The sequence below is a fragment of the Gordonia sp. NPDC003585 genome (genome assembly GCF_040610755.1).
Lineage (GTDB): Bacteria > Actinomycetota > Actinomycetes > Mycobacteriales > Mycobacteriaceae > Gordonia.
Genome location: NZ_JBEXMX010000015.1, coordinates 56627 through 72493, shown reverse-complemented (window position 1 = coordinate 72493; position 15867 = coordinate 56627). Strand labels below are relative to the sequence as shown.

Annotated in this window: 16 protein-coding genes; 11 read left to right on the top strand and 5 right to left on the bottom strand. The window is 65.3% G+C overall.

Features of this window, described 5'->3' with window-relative positions:
* From ABZW74_RS06180 to ABZW74_RS06170, 3 genes are all read left to right on the top strand, one after another.
* A partial coding sequence (locus tag ABZW74_RS06180) for an LCP family protein (RefSeq protein ID WP_355274924.1) occupies positions 1 to 1738 on the top strand: 1738 nt, incomplete at its 5' end.
* Positions 1739 to 1836: 98 nt separating this feature from the next.
* Positions 1837 to 2499: a phosphate signaling complex protein PhoU gene (gene phoU / locus ABZW74_RS06175; RefSeq protein WP_355274921.1), complete on the top strand. Its 663-nt coding sequence runs from the start codon at positions 1837 to 1839 to the stop codon at positions 2497 to 2499.
* A 97-nt stretch (positions 2500 to 2596) separates the two neighbouring features.
* The gene (locus ABZW74_RS06170; RefSeq protein WP_240861344.1) at positions 2597 to 2746 is read left to right on the top strand and encodes a hypothetical protein; all 150 of its coding nucleotides are present in this window, start codon (positions 2597 to 2599) and stop codon (positions 2744 to 2746) included.
* 216 nt (positions 2747 to 2962) lie between these two features.
* Here ABZW74_RS06170 and pstB read toward each other — a convergent pair whose 3' ends face one another.
* The 5 genes from pstB to ABZW74_RS06145 all read right to left on the bottom strand — a co-directional run bounded on the left by pstB (position 2963) and on the right by ABZW74_RS06145 (position 7752).
* Positions 2963 to 3739 carry a phosphate ABC transporter ATP-binding protein PstB gene (pstB, locus tag ABZW74_RS06165; protein WP_355274918.1) on the bottom strand — a complete coding sequence of 259 codons (777 nt, stop codon included), beginning with the start codon at positions 3737 to 3739 and terminating at the stop codon, positions 2963 to 2965.
* A 61-nt stretch (positions 3740 to 3800) separates the two neighbouring features.
* Complete coding sequence (gene pstA / locus ABZW74_RS06160) at positions 3801 to 4700, bottom strand: phosphate ABC transporter permease PstA (protein WP_355274915.1); 900 nt, start codon at positions 4698 to 4700, stop codon at positions 3801 to 3803.
* A 1-nt stretch (position 4701) separates the two neighbouring features.
* Positions 4702 to 5736 carry a phosphate ABC transporter permease subunit PstC gene (gene pstC, locus ABZW74_RS06155; RefSeq protein WP_240861351.1) on the bottom strand — a complete coding sequence of 345 codons (1035 nt, stop codon included), beginning with the start codon at positions 5734 to 5736 and terminating at the stop codon, positions 4702 to 4704.
* Positions 5737 to 5878: 142 nt separating this feature from the next.
* Positions 5879 to 6955, bottom strand: coding sequence for a phosphate ABC transporter substrate-binding protein PstS (gene pstS, locus ABZW74_RS06150; protein WP_355274911.1), 1077 nt, complete (start codon positions 6953 to 6955; stop codon positions 5879 to 5881).
* A 221-nt stretch (positions 6956 to 7176) separates the two neighbouring features.
* Complete coding sequence (locus ABZW74_RS06145; protein ID WP_240861356.1) at positions 7177 to 7752, bottom strand: TetR/AcrR family transcriptional regulator; 576 nt, start codon at positions 7750 to 7752, stop codon at positions 7177 to 7179.
* A gap of 288 nt (positions 7753 to 8040) precedes the next feature.
* Between ABZW74_RS06145 and ABZW74_RS06140 the strand changes: the two genes are divergently transcribed.
* The 8 genes from ABZW74_RS06140 to ABZW74_RS06105 are packed head-to-tail and all read left to right on the top strand — an operon-like array spanning position 8041 to position 15863.
* Positions 8041 to 8820 carry an ABC transporter permease gene (locus ABZW74_RS06140; RefSeq protein ID WP_240861358.1) on the top strand — a complete coding sequence of 260 codons (780 nt, stop codon included), beginning with the start codon at positions 8041 to 8043 and terminating at the stop codon, positions 8818 to 8820.
* Positions 8820 to 9680, top strand: a complete 861-nt coding sequence (locus ABZW74_RS06135; protein ID WP_240861360.1) for an ABC transporter permease — start codon at positions 8820 to 8822, stop codon at positions 9678 to 9680. Before ABZW74_RS06140 ends, ABZW74_RS06135 begins: the two co-directional genes overlap by 1 nt.
* On the top strand, positions 9677 to 10699 hold the full coding sequence (locus tag ABZW74_RS06130; RefSeq protein ID WP_240861362.1) for a mammalian cell entry protein: 1023 nt from the start codon (positions 9677 to 9679) through the stop codon (positions 10697 to 10699). The genes ABZW74_RS06135 and ABZW74_RS06130 overlap by 4 nt, the downstream gene beginning before the upstream one ends.
* On the top strand, positions 10696 to 11715 hold the full coding sequence (locus ABZW74_RS06125; RefSeq protein WP_240861364.1) for an MlaD family protein: 1020 nt from the start codon (positions 10696 to 10698) through the stop codon (positions 11713 to 11715). The genes ABZW74_RS06130 and ABZW74_RS06125 overlap by 4 nt, the downstream gene beginning before the upstream one ends.
* On the top strand, positions 11712 to 12740 hold the full coding sequence (locus ABZW74_RS06120) for an MlaD family protein (RefSeq protein ID WP_240861365.1): 1029 nt from the start codon (positions 11712 to 11714) through the stop codon (positions 12738 to 12740). The genes ABZW74_RS06125 and ABZW74_RS06120 overlap by 4 nt, the downstream gene beginning before the upstream one ends.
* Positions 12740 to 13861: an MlaD family protein gene (locus ABZW74_RS06115; RefSeq protein ID WP_355274905.1), complete on the top strand. Its 1122-nt coding sequence runs from the start codon at positions 12740 to 12742 to the stop codon at positions 13859 to 13861. The genes ABZW74_RS06120 and ABZW74_RS06115 overlap by 1 nt, the downstream gene beginning before the upstream one ends.
* Positions 13858 to 14910: an MlaD family protein gene (locus tag ABZW74_RS06110; protein ID WP_355274902.1), complete on the top strand. Its 1053-nt coding sequence runs from the start codon at positions 13858 to 13860 to the stop codon at positions 14908 to 14910. The genes ABZW74_RS06115 and ABZW74_RS06110 overlap by 4 nt, the downstream gene beginning before the upstream one ends.
* Positions 14907 to 15863, top strand: a complete 957-nt coding sequence (locus tag ABZW74_RS06105) for an MlaD family protein (RefSeq protein WP_355274900.1) — start codon at positions 14907 to 14909, stop codon at positions 15861 to 15863. Before ABZW74_RS06110 ends, ABZW74_RS06105 begins: the two co-directional genes overlap by 4 nt.
* The last annotated feature ends 4 nt before the right edge of the window (positions 15864 to 15867 follow it).

Genomic DNA, 15867 nt, shown 5'->3' with positions numbered 1-15867 from the left:
AGAATTCGCCCGCGGGATGGGTGCCGTAGCCGTCCTGCACCTCGAGCAACATCGTCTTCATCACCTCACGCAGCCGGGCGGTCTCGGCAGACGGGCGCGTGCGCAGGAAACCCATGCCGCTCCCCTGCAGCCCACCCCGGACCTCAGCGCGCAGCTCCCCACCCGGTCCACACCCAAGCGCCACCCAGAGGACCCCGAGCGGCGCGGATCGGTCGCGCGGCGCGCCACCATCACCGGACGTGTGCTGGTGGCCCTGGCCTGCGTGTGCGCCTTGGTCGGCACCGGCTTCGCCTGGGGCTACCTCAAGCATTGGAACGGCAGCTGGCGAACCATCGCCGCGATCGACCCCGACGACAAGAACATCCGCAACAAAGACGCGCAGTACGGCGACGAGACCTACCTGATCGTCGGCACCGACACGCGCGGCGGCAAGAACTCCAAGGTCGGTGCCGGTGACGACACCGAGATCCAGGGCGCCCGCTCCGACACCGTCATCCTGGTGAACATCCCGGCCAATCGTGAACGCGTGGTGGCTGTTTCGTTCCCACGAGACCTCGCGGTCGACCGGCCCGAGTGCCAGCAGTGGGACAACTCCAACCAGTCCTACGGCGACACGCTCTATGCGGCGTCCGGCGTCAAACTGAACAGTGTCTACGCCGAGGGCGGCCCGTCGTGTCTGGTGCGCACGCTGACCGCGATGAGTGGCCTCAACATCAACCACTTCATCGCGATGGACTTCTACGGATTCGAGAAGGTCGTCACCGCCGTCGGTGGTGTCGAGGTGTGCTCGACCACCTCGCTTTACGACTACGAACTCGGCGACATCCTCAAGCGACCCGGAAAGCAGAAACTCAAGGGACGCAAGGCCCTCAACTATGTGCGGGCCCGGACGATCGCGTCGGAGGGCAACGGCGACTACGGCCGCATCAAGCGCCAGCAGCTGTTCATGTCGTCGCTGCTGCGCTCGACGCTGTCCGGCGACGTGCTGTCCAATCCGAGCAAACTCAACAAGATCATCAACACGTTCATCGACTACAGCCTCGTGCAGAACGTGAACACCGAGTCGTTGCTGGACCTCGCCGAATCGATGCAGGGCATCGAAGCCGGCAAGGTCTCCTTCATCACCATCCCGACGACGGGCACCGCCACCGACGGCAGCAACAACGAACTGCCGAACACCGAGGGCATCAACGCGATCTTCAACGCGATCATCGACGACCAGGCACTCCCGCGGGAGACCGGGCGTAAGTCGGCGCCGAAGAAGAGCACGACCACCACCGACAACACCGCCGGAAGCACCACCACGCCCGACACACCGAGCCGGGTCACCGCGACCGCGCAGAGCCCGGCCAACGTCGGCGTGCGGGTGCTCAACGGCAGCGGCCAGACCGGTCTGGCGGCCGGGGTCTCCGAACAACTCGCCGCACAGGGGTTCGACGTCCGCGGTGTCGCCGACGCGTCGGAGAGCCGCGCGGACACCGTGGTCCGTTACGGACCCGGTCAGCAGGACGCGGCGGCAACGCTGGCCGCGACGATTCCGGGTGCCACCATTCAGTCCGACCGCACGGTCCGGTCGGGTGTGGAGGTCATCTTGGGAAGTGGCTTCACGGGAAGCGTGGGTAGCGCACCGGAAGCCGGGAGCACGCTGACGGTGAATCAGTTGCCGCCGTCGGTGCGGGTCAACAACCTGCCCAACGACCTGGCCATCACCAACGCCGGCGACACCACCTGCGCGTAGCCGGACGAATACTGCCGAACAGACTCGTACGCCCCCGTTCACGGTGTGTTCATTGCGCCGGCTCGGGGAATACCAGCCAGAACACGTAAACTTGGCCTATGCGTACCGCCTACCATGTGCAGCTCGAGGCGCTCAACAGCATCCTCGGAGAGATGTGTGAACTCGCCGGCGCGGCGATGGCCCGGGCCACCCAGGCTCTCCTGCAGGCCGACCTCGCCGTCGCCGAAGAGGTCATCACCGACAACGACCGCATGAGCGAGCTGTCGGCGCGGGCCGAGGAGCAGGCGTTTGCCCTGCTCGCACTGCAGGCCCCGGTCGCGGGCGACCTGCGTGGGATCGTCAGTGGCTTCCAGATCGTCGCCGATGTCGACCGCATGGGCGCGCTCGCCCTGCACGTCGCCAAGATCGCCCGACGACGCCACCCCGCCAAGGCCCTTCCCGAAGAGGTCAACGGCTACTTCGCCGAGATGGGCCGGCTGGCCGTGAAGCTGGCACACAACGCTCGCGAGGTGCTCAACACCCAGGACCCCGAGGCCGCGGTGCGACTGCAGGAAGACGACGACGCGATGGACGACCTGCATCGTCACCTGTTCACCGTGCTGATGGACCGGGAATGGAGCCACGGCGTCGCCGCCGCCGTCGACGTGACCCTGCTCGGCCGCTTCTACGAGCGCTTCGCCGACCACGCCGTCCTCATCGGGCGTCGCGTCGTCTTCCAGGCCACCGGCCAGACCCCCGAGCAGTACCAAGAGGTTTCCTGACGCCGGTGCGGTGTGCTCGTCGACACGGGGCCGTTCACACTGTGAGCGGCCCCGCTTCGATTTCACCTGCGGACTCACCCGGCGTTAAGGTGGCCGAATGGGTCTCCACTATCCAACCGAGCCCGACTTCAACGCGGTGTCCGAGCACGACGCGGAAGCTGCCGCGCACCGGCGCCAGATCATGACCTACCTGGGCGTGACCGCCTCACTGGTCGCGCTTCTGGTGATCTTGCTGCTGAGTATGTAGTTCCCTACCGCTCCCTGAGGTGCGAGCGAAAGCCCCACCGCTCCCTGAGGTGCGAGCGAAAGCCCCACCGCTCCCTGAGGTGCGAGCGAAGCGAGCCTCGAAGGGTCCTGGTGAGACAAGAAATGTCATCTCACCAGGGGCCTTCGAGGCTCGTCGCTAGCGCTCCTCGCACCTCAGCCGGCGGGAGGGGTCACCCCAGCCGGCGGGTGGGTCTGCTCAGCCGAAGCGACCGGAGATGTAGTCCTCGGTCTCCCGCTTGAGCGGGTTGGAGAACATCGTCTCGGTGTCGTTGATCTCCACGAGCTGCCCCGGCTGCCCGATGCCCTCGAGGTTGAAGAACGCGGTCTGGTCACTCACACGCGCAGCCTGCTGCATGTTGTGGGTGACGATGACGATCGTGTACTCCTTCTTCAGCTCGCCCATCAGATCCTCGATGGCCAGCGTCGAGATCGGGTCGAGGGCGGAGCAGGGCTCGTCCATGAGCAGCACGTCCGGCGACACCGCGATGGCACGCGCGATGCACAGACGCTGCTGCTGACCGCCCGAGAGACCACCGCCCGGCTTGTCGAGGCGATCCTTGACCTCTTCCCACAGGTTGGCGCCGCGCAGGCTGCGCTCGGCGACCTCGTCGAGCTCCGACTTGCCACGGACTCCCTGCAGTTTGAGGCCGGCCACGACGTTGTCGCGGATCGACATCGTCGGGAACGGGTTGGGGCGCTGGAACACCATGCCGATGGTGGAGCGGACGCTGACCGGGTCGACGCCCTTGCCGTAGATGTCCTCACCGTCGAGCAGGACGCTGCCGGTCGCGTAGGCGCCGGGCGTCACCTCGTGCATGCGATTCAGGGTCCGCAGCACCGTCGACTTGCCGCAACCGGACGGCCCGATGAAGGCGGTGATGCAGCGCGGCGGCACGTCGAGGGTGACGTCCTTGACCGCGTGGAAGCTGCCGTAGTAGATGTTCAGGTCTTTGATGTCGAGCCGCTTGGCCATTGTTCTGTTCCGATCTGTTTATCCGCTCCCTGAGGCGCGAGCGGAGCGAGCCTCGAAGGGGTCAGGAGGTCTTGGGGGCGAAGATCTTGGCCACCCACTTGGCGCTGAAGTAGACGAGGGCGACCAGGATGACGAGGGTCAGGGCCGCACCCCACACCAGGTCCAGGGCACCCGGGCCGTTGTTGTACTGCTGCACCATCATCAGCGGCAGCGATTCCTGGTTGCCGTCGAAGGGGTTCCAGTTCATGGCGCGTGTCGACCCCACGAGGATCAGCACCGGCGCGGATTCACCCATGACGCGGGCAATGGCGAGCATGACGCCGGTGATGATGCCCGACATCGCGGTCGGCAGGACGACCCGCAGAATCGTCTTCCACTTGGGGATACCGAGTGCGTACGACGCCTCGCGCAGGTCCTGCGGGACGATCTTGAGCATCTCCTCGGTGGCACGGACCACCAGCGGCACCATCAGCAGCACCAGCGCGATGGCGACCACGAAACCCGATCGCGGCAGCCCGAGCGTCGTGCGCCACACCGCGTACACGAACAGCGCGGCGACGATGGACGGCACACCCGACAGGATGTCGACCATGAAGGTCGTGGTGCGGGCGAGGACCGACTTACCCGTGCTGTATTCGACCAGGTAGATCGCGACGAAGATGCCGAGCGGGATCGAGATGACCGCCGCGATCGCCGTCTGGATGAGCGTGCCGACGATGGCGTTGGCGGCGCCGCCCTTCAGCTCGGGCTTGGTCCACCATTCCGGGTCGAGGATGGGTTCGATGCCATTGGCGACCAACGTCACGACCAGCCAGACCAACGGGACCAGCGCGACGCCGAGCGACGCGATGACCAGGATCTTGACCGAACTGTCGGCGAACCGTCGACGCGCGGACAGCGGCGTGAAACCGGACGGACGCTTCTTGACCGGATCGGTCGACGTCTCGGTGGTGACGCTCATATCACTTCTTCTTTCCGGTGATGACGGCGCGAGCTGCCGCGTTGACGATGAAGGTCAAGACGAACAGCGTCAAACCCGCGGAGATGTAGGCGCCGGTCTTGGCCGGCGAGTCGAACTCCGCCGCGTTGTTGGCGATCTTGGTCGCGAACGTCTCGCCGCTCTCCATCAGGTTGAAGTCCATCGGGCCGACGGTCGAGATGATCAGCAGCAGGGCCATCGTCTCGCCGAGGGCGCGACCGAGGCCGAGCATCGAACCGCTGATGTAACCGGAGAAACCGAACGGCATGACGGCGAGCTTGACGACCTCGAACTTGGTCGCGCCCAACGCAAGTGCCGCTTCGCGATGCCCCTTGGGGGTCTGCATGAAGACCTCGCGGGTCACCGCGGTGATGATCGGCAGGATCATCACCGCCAGGACGATGCCGGCGGTGAGCAGCGTGCCGCCGGTCGACATGTTGGCCACCTGGGTGGGCTCCTGGAAGAACGGCAGGAACCCGAGATTGGCGACCAGCCAGTTGTTGACCGGAACCAGCGCGGGCCCGAGCACCAGAATGCCCCAGAGGCCGTAGACGATCGACGGGACGGCCGCGAGGAGGTCGACGGTGTAGGTGACCGGTCCGATCAGACGCTTGGGCGCGTACTCGGTGAGGAAGATCGAGATCGCCAGGGCGACCGGCATCGCGATCAGCAGCGCGATGATCGACACGACCATCGTGGCGTAGAAGAGCTGCGGGATACCGAAGGCGAGTTCGCTGCCCGAGGTGACCCACGGGCCGGAGTAGGTGAAGAAGTTCTCGGAGTTCTTGGCAAGCGACGGGGCCGCTTGTGCGATGAGGAATATCGCGATCAACCCGATGACGATCGACACCACGAAACCGGAGCCGACCGCCAGGGAGCGGAAGATCTGGTCGGCGAGCCGGTGGTGTGCTGCGGCGTGCAGGCCGCCGGGCTGTTTGTCGTCGGGCGTGGGCACCGGTGAATCGGAGCCGTCACCCGGGGGTGGCAGGGCGCCCTCTTCTTTACTGATGGAGGTCATGCGTCCTTCTGAATCGGCTTTGGTCATCGAGCCACTCTCCGGCGTCGCGCGGACACGCTGGGAGTCCGCATCAGTCTCTCAACGACGTGCGCGGGACCGCAACGCGAAGCGGCCCCGCGCACATCATCGTCGGTATCTTCGGTTATGCGTTGCCGCCGGCAGGAGCAAGCGCGTCAACCGTGCCCTGCAGAGTGGCCTTGTACTGCGCAGGCAGCGGGACGTACCCGAGATCCGGCAGCGCAGCCTGACCATCGTTGAGGATCTTGGTGAAGGCATCCTTCAGCGTGGTGCTGGTGGCGGAGTCGCTGTAGCCGGTCGAGCACACGATCTCGTAGGTGGTCAGCAGCAGCGGGTAGCTGCCGGGGGCCTTCGACGCGAACAGCGCGGCGGTGTCGACCTCGAGGTCCTTGCTGCCCGGCTTCTTGAAGGTGACATTGTTCAGTGCGGCAGCGGCGGTGTCGGCGTTCAGCGGAACCGCGCCCGCACCGAAGTCGATCTGGGCCACACCGAGCTTGTTCTCGGTGGCGAAGCCCCACTCGACGTAGGTGATGGAGCCCGGGGTCGCCTTGACGGTGTTGCCGACGCCGGTCGACTTGGCCGCGGCCGAACCACCCTTGCCCTTGAACTCCTTGCCGTGGCCGTAGGTCCAGGCCTGCGGGGCCGACGACGAGAGGAAGTGCTGGAAGTTGTCGGTGGTGCCCGAGCTGTCGGAGCGGTGCACCGGCACGATCTTGGTGGATGGCAGCGCGACGCCGGGGTTGAGGGCCGCGATCTGCGGGTCGTTCCACGTGGCGATCTTGGAGTCGAAGATGCCGGCGAGGACCGTCGGGTTCAGGTTCAGCTTGTCGACGCCGGGGAGGTTGTAGGCCAGCGCCACCGGGCCGACGACCAGCGGGATGTGCCAGGCGGGGTTGTTGCCACAGCGGGCGGTGGCCTTTGCCACCTCGTCGTCCTTGAGGGCCGAGTCGGAGCCGGCGAAGTCGACGTCGCCTGCGATGAACTTCTTGATGCCGTCGCCCGAGCCGCTGCCGGTGTAGTCGAGAACGATGTTGCTGTTCTCGGCCAGCATGTTGCTGAAGCTCTCCATGGCCTTCTGCTGGGCAGTCGATCCCTCACCACTGATGGTCTGGGTCTCGTCGCTGCTGCACGCCGTCATGGCAAGGGTGAGAGCCGCGAGGGTCGAGACCGCAGCCAGGGCGGGATTCCGCTTGATCTTCACTGCTGGTGTTGCCTTTCGTTCAGGTGCGCCGGCACACGCATTGGGGGGCGTGCCGGTGGGCCCGGAGTGTCCGAATTGAAGCTATGGGTGAGCGGTGGACCAGTGGCCTACGGGAGGTGAACGGAAGATGAATTGGGCACGCCAACTCGCCGCTGTCGCGAGAAATTCCGCAATGCGGGCATAAGGTGCATGCACCTATTGCTGGGCGCAGGCGCGAGAGCTCACCAGATCATCGGCGCGATGAATTTGGCAGCGTAACTGCGCACCGACTCGGCGTCGTCGATATCGAGGGCTCGCGTCGGGGTCAAGGCAAGCGAAGTGAGCATCCGGAACACCAGTTCGGCTGCATGCCTCAGGTCCTCCTCGGGCATCGATGCACCGGCGCTCCTCAGGTTTGCGGCGATGCCTTGACTGAACGCCTCGACGAGATCCTCGACCTGGGCCGTATCGAATCCGACGAACATGCCCAAGGCGTCGGGAGTGTCGGCGACGATCTTTCTCACCAGGTCGTCTGTGCGAATGCCGAGCACTCCGATCACGAATGTCTCGACAACGGCGTCTCGGGGGTTTTTCCCGGCGGTCGACATGACGACCTGCCGGGCATAGCCGCGTCGTAGACGTTCCACGACCGCGCCGAGCAGATCTTCCTTCTTCGGAAATCGGCGGTACAGGGTGCTGCGGCTGACTCCGGCGTCAGCAGCGATGCGCTCGAGGTTGGCGCCGCGCACTCCGGAGCGCCGAATCTCGTCGGCGGCCGCATCGGCGATGGCGTCGGCCTGCGCGCTTTCGATCGTCACGCGCCGATCAGCGCGTGTCCGATGCTTGGTGGCGACGCTCACACTTCTGAACGTACACGACGCGTTCTTCTCATGGATGTACACACCGCAGGACCCGGTCAGATCGAATATCGCACCCAGAGGCATCCGCCCGAGCAGCCATATCCCCTTGTGAAACGTCATTTCGTGATGGGGGTGTGACACGGGACACCTCTTTGTGTGATACTCGCTCAAGCTCACAATCTGAAACAAGGGGTCCGTGGGCGTTTCAAAACCAAGCAAGTGCTTGACCGAGGAATGGGGGCGCCGGTGCCACTCGCCACCAGTGCGCAGAGCTTCGGCCGCACGGTCCGGCTCGGTGCCCGGACTCCGCTCATTGCGGCCATGGACATGGCCGGTGGACGCTTCCCGGTGCGTGAGACCGTGGTCCAGGCCTGGTTTCTGCTGAGCATCACCGTGTTGCCGGCGCTGCTGATGTCGGTCCCGTTCGGTGTGATCATCGCGGTGCAGATCGGCGGTCTGACCAGCAACCTCGGCGCCACCTCGATGGCCGGCGCGGTCGGTGGCATGGGAGTCATCCAGCAGGGGGCACCCATGGCGGCCGCACTTCTGCTCGGCGGTGCGGGCGCCTCGGCCATCACCGCGGACCTCGGGGCCCGGACCGTTCGCGAGGAGATCGATGCGATGCGGGTACTCGGAATCGACCCCACCCGACGCCTCGTCGCGCCGCGGATGGTGGCGATGGTGATCGTGGCTCCGGTGCTGTCGATCCTGATCATCGTGATCGCGGTGGCTGCGAGCTTCATCGTCGCCATCACCGGGCAGGGTGTGGTCGCCGGCTCGTACTGGCAGTCCTTCGGCAGTTATGCCTCGACCACCGACCTGTGGATCTGTCTGGGTAAATCGGTGGTCTTCGGATTCGTGGTGGTCGTCATCGCAGCTCGTCGTGGCCTCGAGGCCGCCGGCGGTGCGCGAGGTGTGGCCGACGCCGTCAACGCGGCAGTCGTCCTGGGGATCGTCGCGTCGATGGTGATCAACGTGATCATCACGCAGGTGACGACCCTGTTCATTCCGGTGCAGGTGATCTGATGGCGCCGACACCCACCCTGATACCCAGCGCGCGGGGCATGAGACTGCGCCGTGCCGCAGACGCGACCGGGCAGCCGTTCGAGCACATCGGACGGCAGACGAGTTTCGTCCTCGACGTGATCGCGGGGTTGCCACATACTCTGCGCGCCTACCGTAAACAGACCCTCGCAGCGTTTGCCGAGGTCACCTGGGGCAACGGTTCGTTCATGGTGGGCGGCGGTATCGCGAGCGTTCTCGCCATCCTCGGCCTGTCGGTCGGCGGCATGATCGGCATCCTGGGTGTCACGAGTCTGTCGTCGCTCAATCTCTCGCCGATGGCCGGCCTCATCACCGGATACGCCGCCACCCGCGAGATGGCGCCCATCATCGCCGCGGTCGGGTTCGCCGCGCAGGCCGGATGCCGCATGACCGCCGAGATCGGCTCGATGCGCATCTCTGAGGAGATCGACGCGCTCGAGGCACAGGCCATCCGGCCCATCCCGTTCGTCGTCGGCACCCGGGTGGTGGCCGGCGTCCTCGCGATCGTGCCGTTCTATCTGGTCTCGCTGTGTTTGGCATACCTGTCGTCGCGAATCGTCGTCAGTGTCTTCTACGGACAGTCGGCCGGCGCATACGACCGTTACGTCGAGGCGTTCGTGAGTCCGGTCGACGTCGTGTACTCGACATTGAAGGTGGTGGTCTTCGCGATCGTCGTGATCATCGCGCACACCTACTACGGCTTCTTCGCGCACGGCGGACCGGAAGGGGTCGGCATCGCCTCGGGCCGGGCGATTCGCGCGAGCCTCGTGCTCATCGTCACCACCGACATGGCGATGTCGCTGATGTTCTGGGGGCTGAACTCGGGATTGAACTTCGCATGAGCGCTGCACGTGGGCGCTCGGCGCGAACACTGCGACTGCGTGGCATCGTCACCGTCGCGGTGCTGGCGGCGATCGTGACATTGGTTGTCGTCAAACCCTTCTCGGGTGACGACGGAATGGTGGAGTTCGACGTCCTGGCGCCGGCCGTGCCCGACGGCATCCAGATCGGGGTGCCGGTCGACGTCCGCGGCGAGACGATCGGTTCCGTCTGCGGGCTCGACACGTCGCAGCCGTATTCGACGCGACTGACGATCTGTGCCGAACGTTCGGAGATCGGCGAGCTGACCAACGATTCGGCGGTCAGTTTTGTCTCCCGCAACCTGTTCGGGTCCGATGCCGTGCGCTTGGGGCCGGCGACCACCGGCGTCCCGGTCCGCTCGGGCAGCGTCATCGAGCTGCAACAGGCGCCGGCCGACAACACGATGACCGCGATCATGCGCAGTGCCGGCAGGCTCACCCTGCCGGTCCTCACCCCCGAACTCACCGTGCTGCTGCGGAATCTCAGTGACACGACCACGAGGCTCGCACCCTTCATGACAGCGACGACCGTCGCCCTTCAGACGTTGCAACGCGGTCAGACGGCGCGCATCAAGACACTCTTGCCCGTTGCGACAGACGCTTTCAACGGTCTGGCGGTGGCCGGGGCATCGGCGATCAGCGGGCTGGAGATCACCCTGACCACCCCGCTCCTCGCTGACAAGCCCTACACCGAGAGCGTGACGAGCATGATCGGGGACATCGGCGACCTGTTCTCCGGTCTCGGCGCCCTCTTCAACGGTATGAGCGGTTTTGGTGCGGTTCTCGATCTGGCCAACGCGTATGCGACGCCGCTGGGTACCGCGCTGCGTGGGGTGACCCCATCACAGCTCGCACAAGCAATTCACCGATTTGGCAACGCCTTTCACACGGATCCGCGAACCGGCAGGACGACGCTGTCGACCGAGGTGAACCTCGAGTTGGTCCCCGGATTCTCCACACCGGTCAATCAGCTGCTGGCCGGGCTGCGAGGTAAACCATGAGAAGCGCCCGATCTGCACTCATGCGCCTGCTGCTGGTCGCCAGCGTGGTGATCCTTGCCGTGTATGCCATTGTCACGGCCATCAACCGTCCGGTCGGCGGCGACACCGAAACCTACCGAGCCGAATTCAGCGATGTGTTCGGGCTACACAAGAACGCCGACGTCCGTATCCGAGGGGTCGCGGTCGGGAAGGTACTCGACATCGACCTGCAGCCCTCGGGCGTCGCGCAGGTCGAGTTGTCGGTGCGCACCGACAACCGGCTCACCGACAAAGACCAGCTCGCGATTCGCTTTCAGAACCTCGTCGGGCAGCGATACATCGCGATCACCCGGCCCGACGCAGCATCGGGCGAGGGTCAGGCGATCGATCCCGACCACACCATTCCGGTGTCGAGGACGATCGGCTCCTTCGACATCACCAAGCTGTTCAACGGACTTCGACCGATCCTCACCGGCGCAGACCCAGCGGTCTTCAACACCTTCGCCACCAATCTGCTGCACCTCATCCAGGGCGAGGACGGGGTCGGAATAGGCACGGTCCTCGGTGACATCGACCGACTTGCCCAGTTCGCCACCAACAAACGCGCGATGATCACCGTGATCTTGGCGAACCTGGCGACGGTATCCGCACAGCTGCAAGGCAAGTCGTCGATGATCAACGCCTTGATGACGAACATGGGCATGCTCTTCGACACCCTGGAGAACCGGCTGGATCTGTTGAAGGCGGCATTCGGAACCGGCTCGCAGGTGTTTCCGCCGATCGTCGATCTGATGAAGAGCAGCTTCGACGTCGGACTGGGCGGCCACGACCAGATCTCTCGGAGAATCCTGGAGTTGGTCCCGGACACCACGAAATTGACCGAGGTTCTCGGCTTGGTGCCGACCATGTTGTCGACGGTGAACGCGACCATGGGCCAGTACGGATTTGATGCCAATTGCTCACACGGCGAGGTGGCATTGCCGGCGATGGGCACCATCCTGCTCGGGGGCGGGAAGGTGACGCTGTGCCGGAAATGAGCAAACGGGTTCCCGTCCTCTCGAGGCTGGAGGACTTCGCCGTGCGCGACGAGATCGGCCGCCGCGGCGAACTGGCGTGGGCATTCGGACTCGTGGTGGCCGTCGCGATCCTGGTGGCGGTGACGTCGTTCTTCTATCTCAAACCCCCTGGGCGCGTGCAGTATCACGCGGTGATGAGCGAGAGCGGCGGAATCACCAGCGGCACAGAGGTTCGCGTCGCCGGAATCCCGGTCGGCAAGGTCAGCGACGTGACGCTCGGCGACGGTCACGTCGATGTCACGCTCGACGTCGAATCCTCCGTCTTCGTCGGCGATCAGACGTCCATGCAAGTGCGGATGCTGACCGTCGTGGGCGGAACCTACGTCGCGCTGCTGCCTTCTGGCGGAACACCACTCGGTGACACCCCCATTCCCGCGCAGCGGGTTTCGATCCCCTACTCGACCGGCGAGGTGCTGGACTCGGCGGCCTCCACGGTGGGTCGCATCGACGCGCTGACGCTACGCGGAACCGCCGTGGCCACCACCCGCAGTCTCGACGCCGCGCCAGGGGCGGTGCGTGGGATCCTCACCAATGCGGCCGACATCACTGCCCTGTTGGACGAGCAGCAACGTCAGATCCAGAGCATCGCCGATCTCGGTGGGGAGTACACCACCGCCCTCGTCGCCCAGCGCGACACGTTGATCGAGATGATCCGCCGAATCCGGTCCGTGCTGCCCCTGATCATCGGCTACAAGGATCGGGGCATCCTGACCTACGACGCTCTCGCGGAAATGGTTCTCTACGTGGGCGACATCTTCGGTGACCCGTACCAGAAGCGGATCAAGCCGCCGCTGCACAAGCTCGCCGCGATGGCCGGACAGACCAACGAGATGTCGCGACGGATGGCCGAGGCCATTCGCCAGCTGCGGACCATGGCCGACCAACTGTCCAGGATCGTGACACCCCATGGCGTCTCGCTCGACTTCGGCGACAGCGTCGTCGACGACTCCGTCATCTGCATCCCGATCGCCGGCAGGACCTGCTGATGGCCAACAAGTTCGGCATGCCCGAGATCCGTGGAAGGCAGCGCGCGCTGGTGGCGGCGATCGTCGCGGTGGCCGTGGTGGTCGGTGCGGTCACGATCTACTCGCGGCTGACCGCCGACGACACACGTCCGGTGTGCGCACAGCTCCCCGACGCGGCCGGGCTCTACGTCGGCAACGCGGTGAACGTTCGCGGTGTCCGGGTCGGCAAGGTGACCGCAATCTCCGCGCACGACAACACCATCACCGTCGACATGAGGATCGACCGCTCGATCAGCGCCAAGACAAGTCTTGTCGCAGTGAACAACTCGGTCCTCGCCGACCGTCGGATCGAGCTCGTCGACAGCGAAGCGCGTGGCGGTCAGACACTGGCCACAGATCAGTGCATACCGCTGAACAGATCCCATACACCCATCTCGGTGAGTACCGCGTTCCAGTCCTTCACCACCATGTTCAACGAAGTCGGCGGCAAGGGAACCGATTCCGGCGCGCCGGTGGGCGCGCTGCTCACCGCCGCCGACCGTCAGCTCGACGGCACCGGCAAGGACATCAACGCGACGGTCACCAATCTCTCGCGGCTGATGGCCGACCCGGATCGCTTCCTCGGGCAGATGCGCACCGTCTTCGACAACTTGGCCGTGCTGACCAACGTGGCGAACCAGAACTGGGACGGTATTCGCGAGATCGGGATCAATGCGGCAACTCTCACCCATTTCATGGCGCGGTTGTTCGAGGACTTCGTGTACATCTTCGACGGGCTGGGCCGGTCGGGCCCGGGCCTCGATGACCTGCTGGGCAACGTGCTGCCGCCGGTTCTCGACATGGGCGACGTCGCAACACCTTTCATCGACGTCGCGATCGCCCACACCGACGACCTCAAGACGATCCTCGAGAAGACCCCCGGTATCGCAACGAGTCTGGCGACGACCGTCAACCGCAACGCGGCAGCCTTCCACCTCTCCTACCGCGGCCCCCGGGTGGCCGTACGAACACCGAACAGCGCAACGCTGTGTGCGCTCGTCAACCGGGCCGACCCGGGAGGATGCAATCCGAGGACGGCGTCGGTCTCCGATGTGGACCTGGCCGAACTCGTCGCACGCGCGGTGCAGGGAGGTACCAGGTGAACGGTCGGGCAGGCGGAAATGTCCGTCACACAATCAAGATGGCGATGTGCGTGCTGGCGGTGGTGGCCGCTCTGGTCATCGTCGTCGTCGGCCGAAGTACGAGTCCCGCATCGCTGTTGCCGCGCGTGACGTCGTCGGCCGACGGCGCGGTCCTCTACGTCGACTTCGCCTCGGTGGTCAACCTGCCACTGGGCGCCCGCGTGCTCGCGCGGGGCACCCAGATCGGCACGCTGGAGTCCATCGACCTGGTACCCAACGCTGCCCGGTTGCGGCTGGGGCTGCAATCTCAGGCGCACATCCCGTCCGGAACCCGCGCCGAGCTGCGCCAGTCGACCCTGCTCGGCGACATCTACGTCGCCCTGATCCCGCCGCCGGCAGCGAGCGGCGGCGAATCGACGATGCTCGACGATGGCGCTGTCATCCCGTTGGCGGACACCGATCCTGGTCCGCAGGTGGAGGACATCATCGTCAACCTTGCCGACTTCATGTCGGGCGGCTCGATTCTGCGAGTGCAGGAATCGATCCGGAAGGTCAACCAGTCGGTCGACGTCCCCGGGGCCGACCTCGCCGCCGCTTCGCGTGTCGGTGCCGAGGACATCGCCGACCTCGCGCAGGGCACCCGTCAGCTGAACTCGATGATCACCTCCCTGCAGGCCGCCGCCGCCGAGATGGCCGCCAACCCCGACGCCCTGGCGTATTCGTTCAGTGGTGCAGGACAATTCGGTCTCCGGGCCGTCTTCAATTCTGTCACCGAGGGTTTCAAACTGGTCGCCGGGTCGAGTGCCTTGGCGGCCGGTCTGAGCTGGCTGACCCCTCGACTCGCCCAACTGAATCCGTTCTTGGACAAGCTCGTTCCGCTGCTGCGCAGCTACTCGGCTCGGTCAACGCAGTTCAACGGCAATCTCGGCGCGATGATCGACGTCGGACAGAGGTCGGTGGTGCCGTTCGTCAAGAACGGTGCGATCTCCGTCGACAAGTTGTCGGTCGACGACAAGGACGTGACGACCGCGGTGTCGTCGGTGTTGCGGATGATCGGGGCGCTGCGATGACGATCCGGTACTTCGTCTCCATCCTGGCAACGCTCGCCGTGTTCGTTGCATCGGCTGCGTACCTGTCCTTCGGAGTTCTTGCGCAGCAACCCTTCACCGACAAGACGACCGTGTGGTTGACGGTGCCCGCCTCCAACGGGCTGCACACCGGATCTGCGGTCCTGCTGCGGGGTGTGCCGATCGGCGAGGTCACCTCGGTCGCCTACGCCGGGAAGACCGTCGAGGTCTCGATCGCCTACGACTCCCGCTACGAGATCCCGGTCGACAGCCAGATCGAGATCGCGGCCCAGTCGATGCTCGGTGAGTCGAGCGTGTCGGTCGTGCCGCCGCTGTACGGCGGCGACGATGTCATCGCGGATGGTCAGACGTTGGCGGCCAACGTCGTCGACGTGCCCGCCTCGGTGCCCGAATTGCTCGGCTCCACCCAGCAGTTGCTCGACCAGGTCGATCCCGGGTTGGTCGATCGGCTTGTCACCACGCTCTCGACAGCGCTGGAAGGGACTCAGGATGCCGTCGCCCGGCTGACGCCGGCCGCTCAGGTGCTGGCCGCGACGATGATCTATTCGCAGCCCGCTTTGGTGACCATCATCGGCAACGCGACCTCGATGTTGCAGCGCGGCCAGTGGATTGGGCCGGCTCTGCGGCCTACCCGACCTGAGTTGCTGTACGCGGGCGAGAGCCTGCGACGCGTGATCAACAGCGTCAAACCCTTCGCGGACTTCACCCGTGGCGGAGAGTTGATCGGCGAGCGGTGGAAGCCGGTCCTGAACAGGTCGGCACCCCTCGTGGCCAAGATCGCGCCGCCGATCGGAACGTTGGCGTCCACATTGCTTCCCGCGGCGCAACGTTCGGGTGCCACGCTCGCCAATCTCGACATCGCAACGCTCCTAGACCGGGTCATGCAGATGATGCCGGGCAACAGTCTGCGACTCAACGTGACCATACCCAAGTGAGATG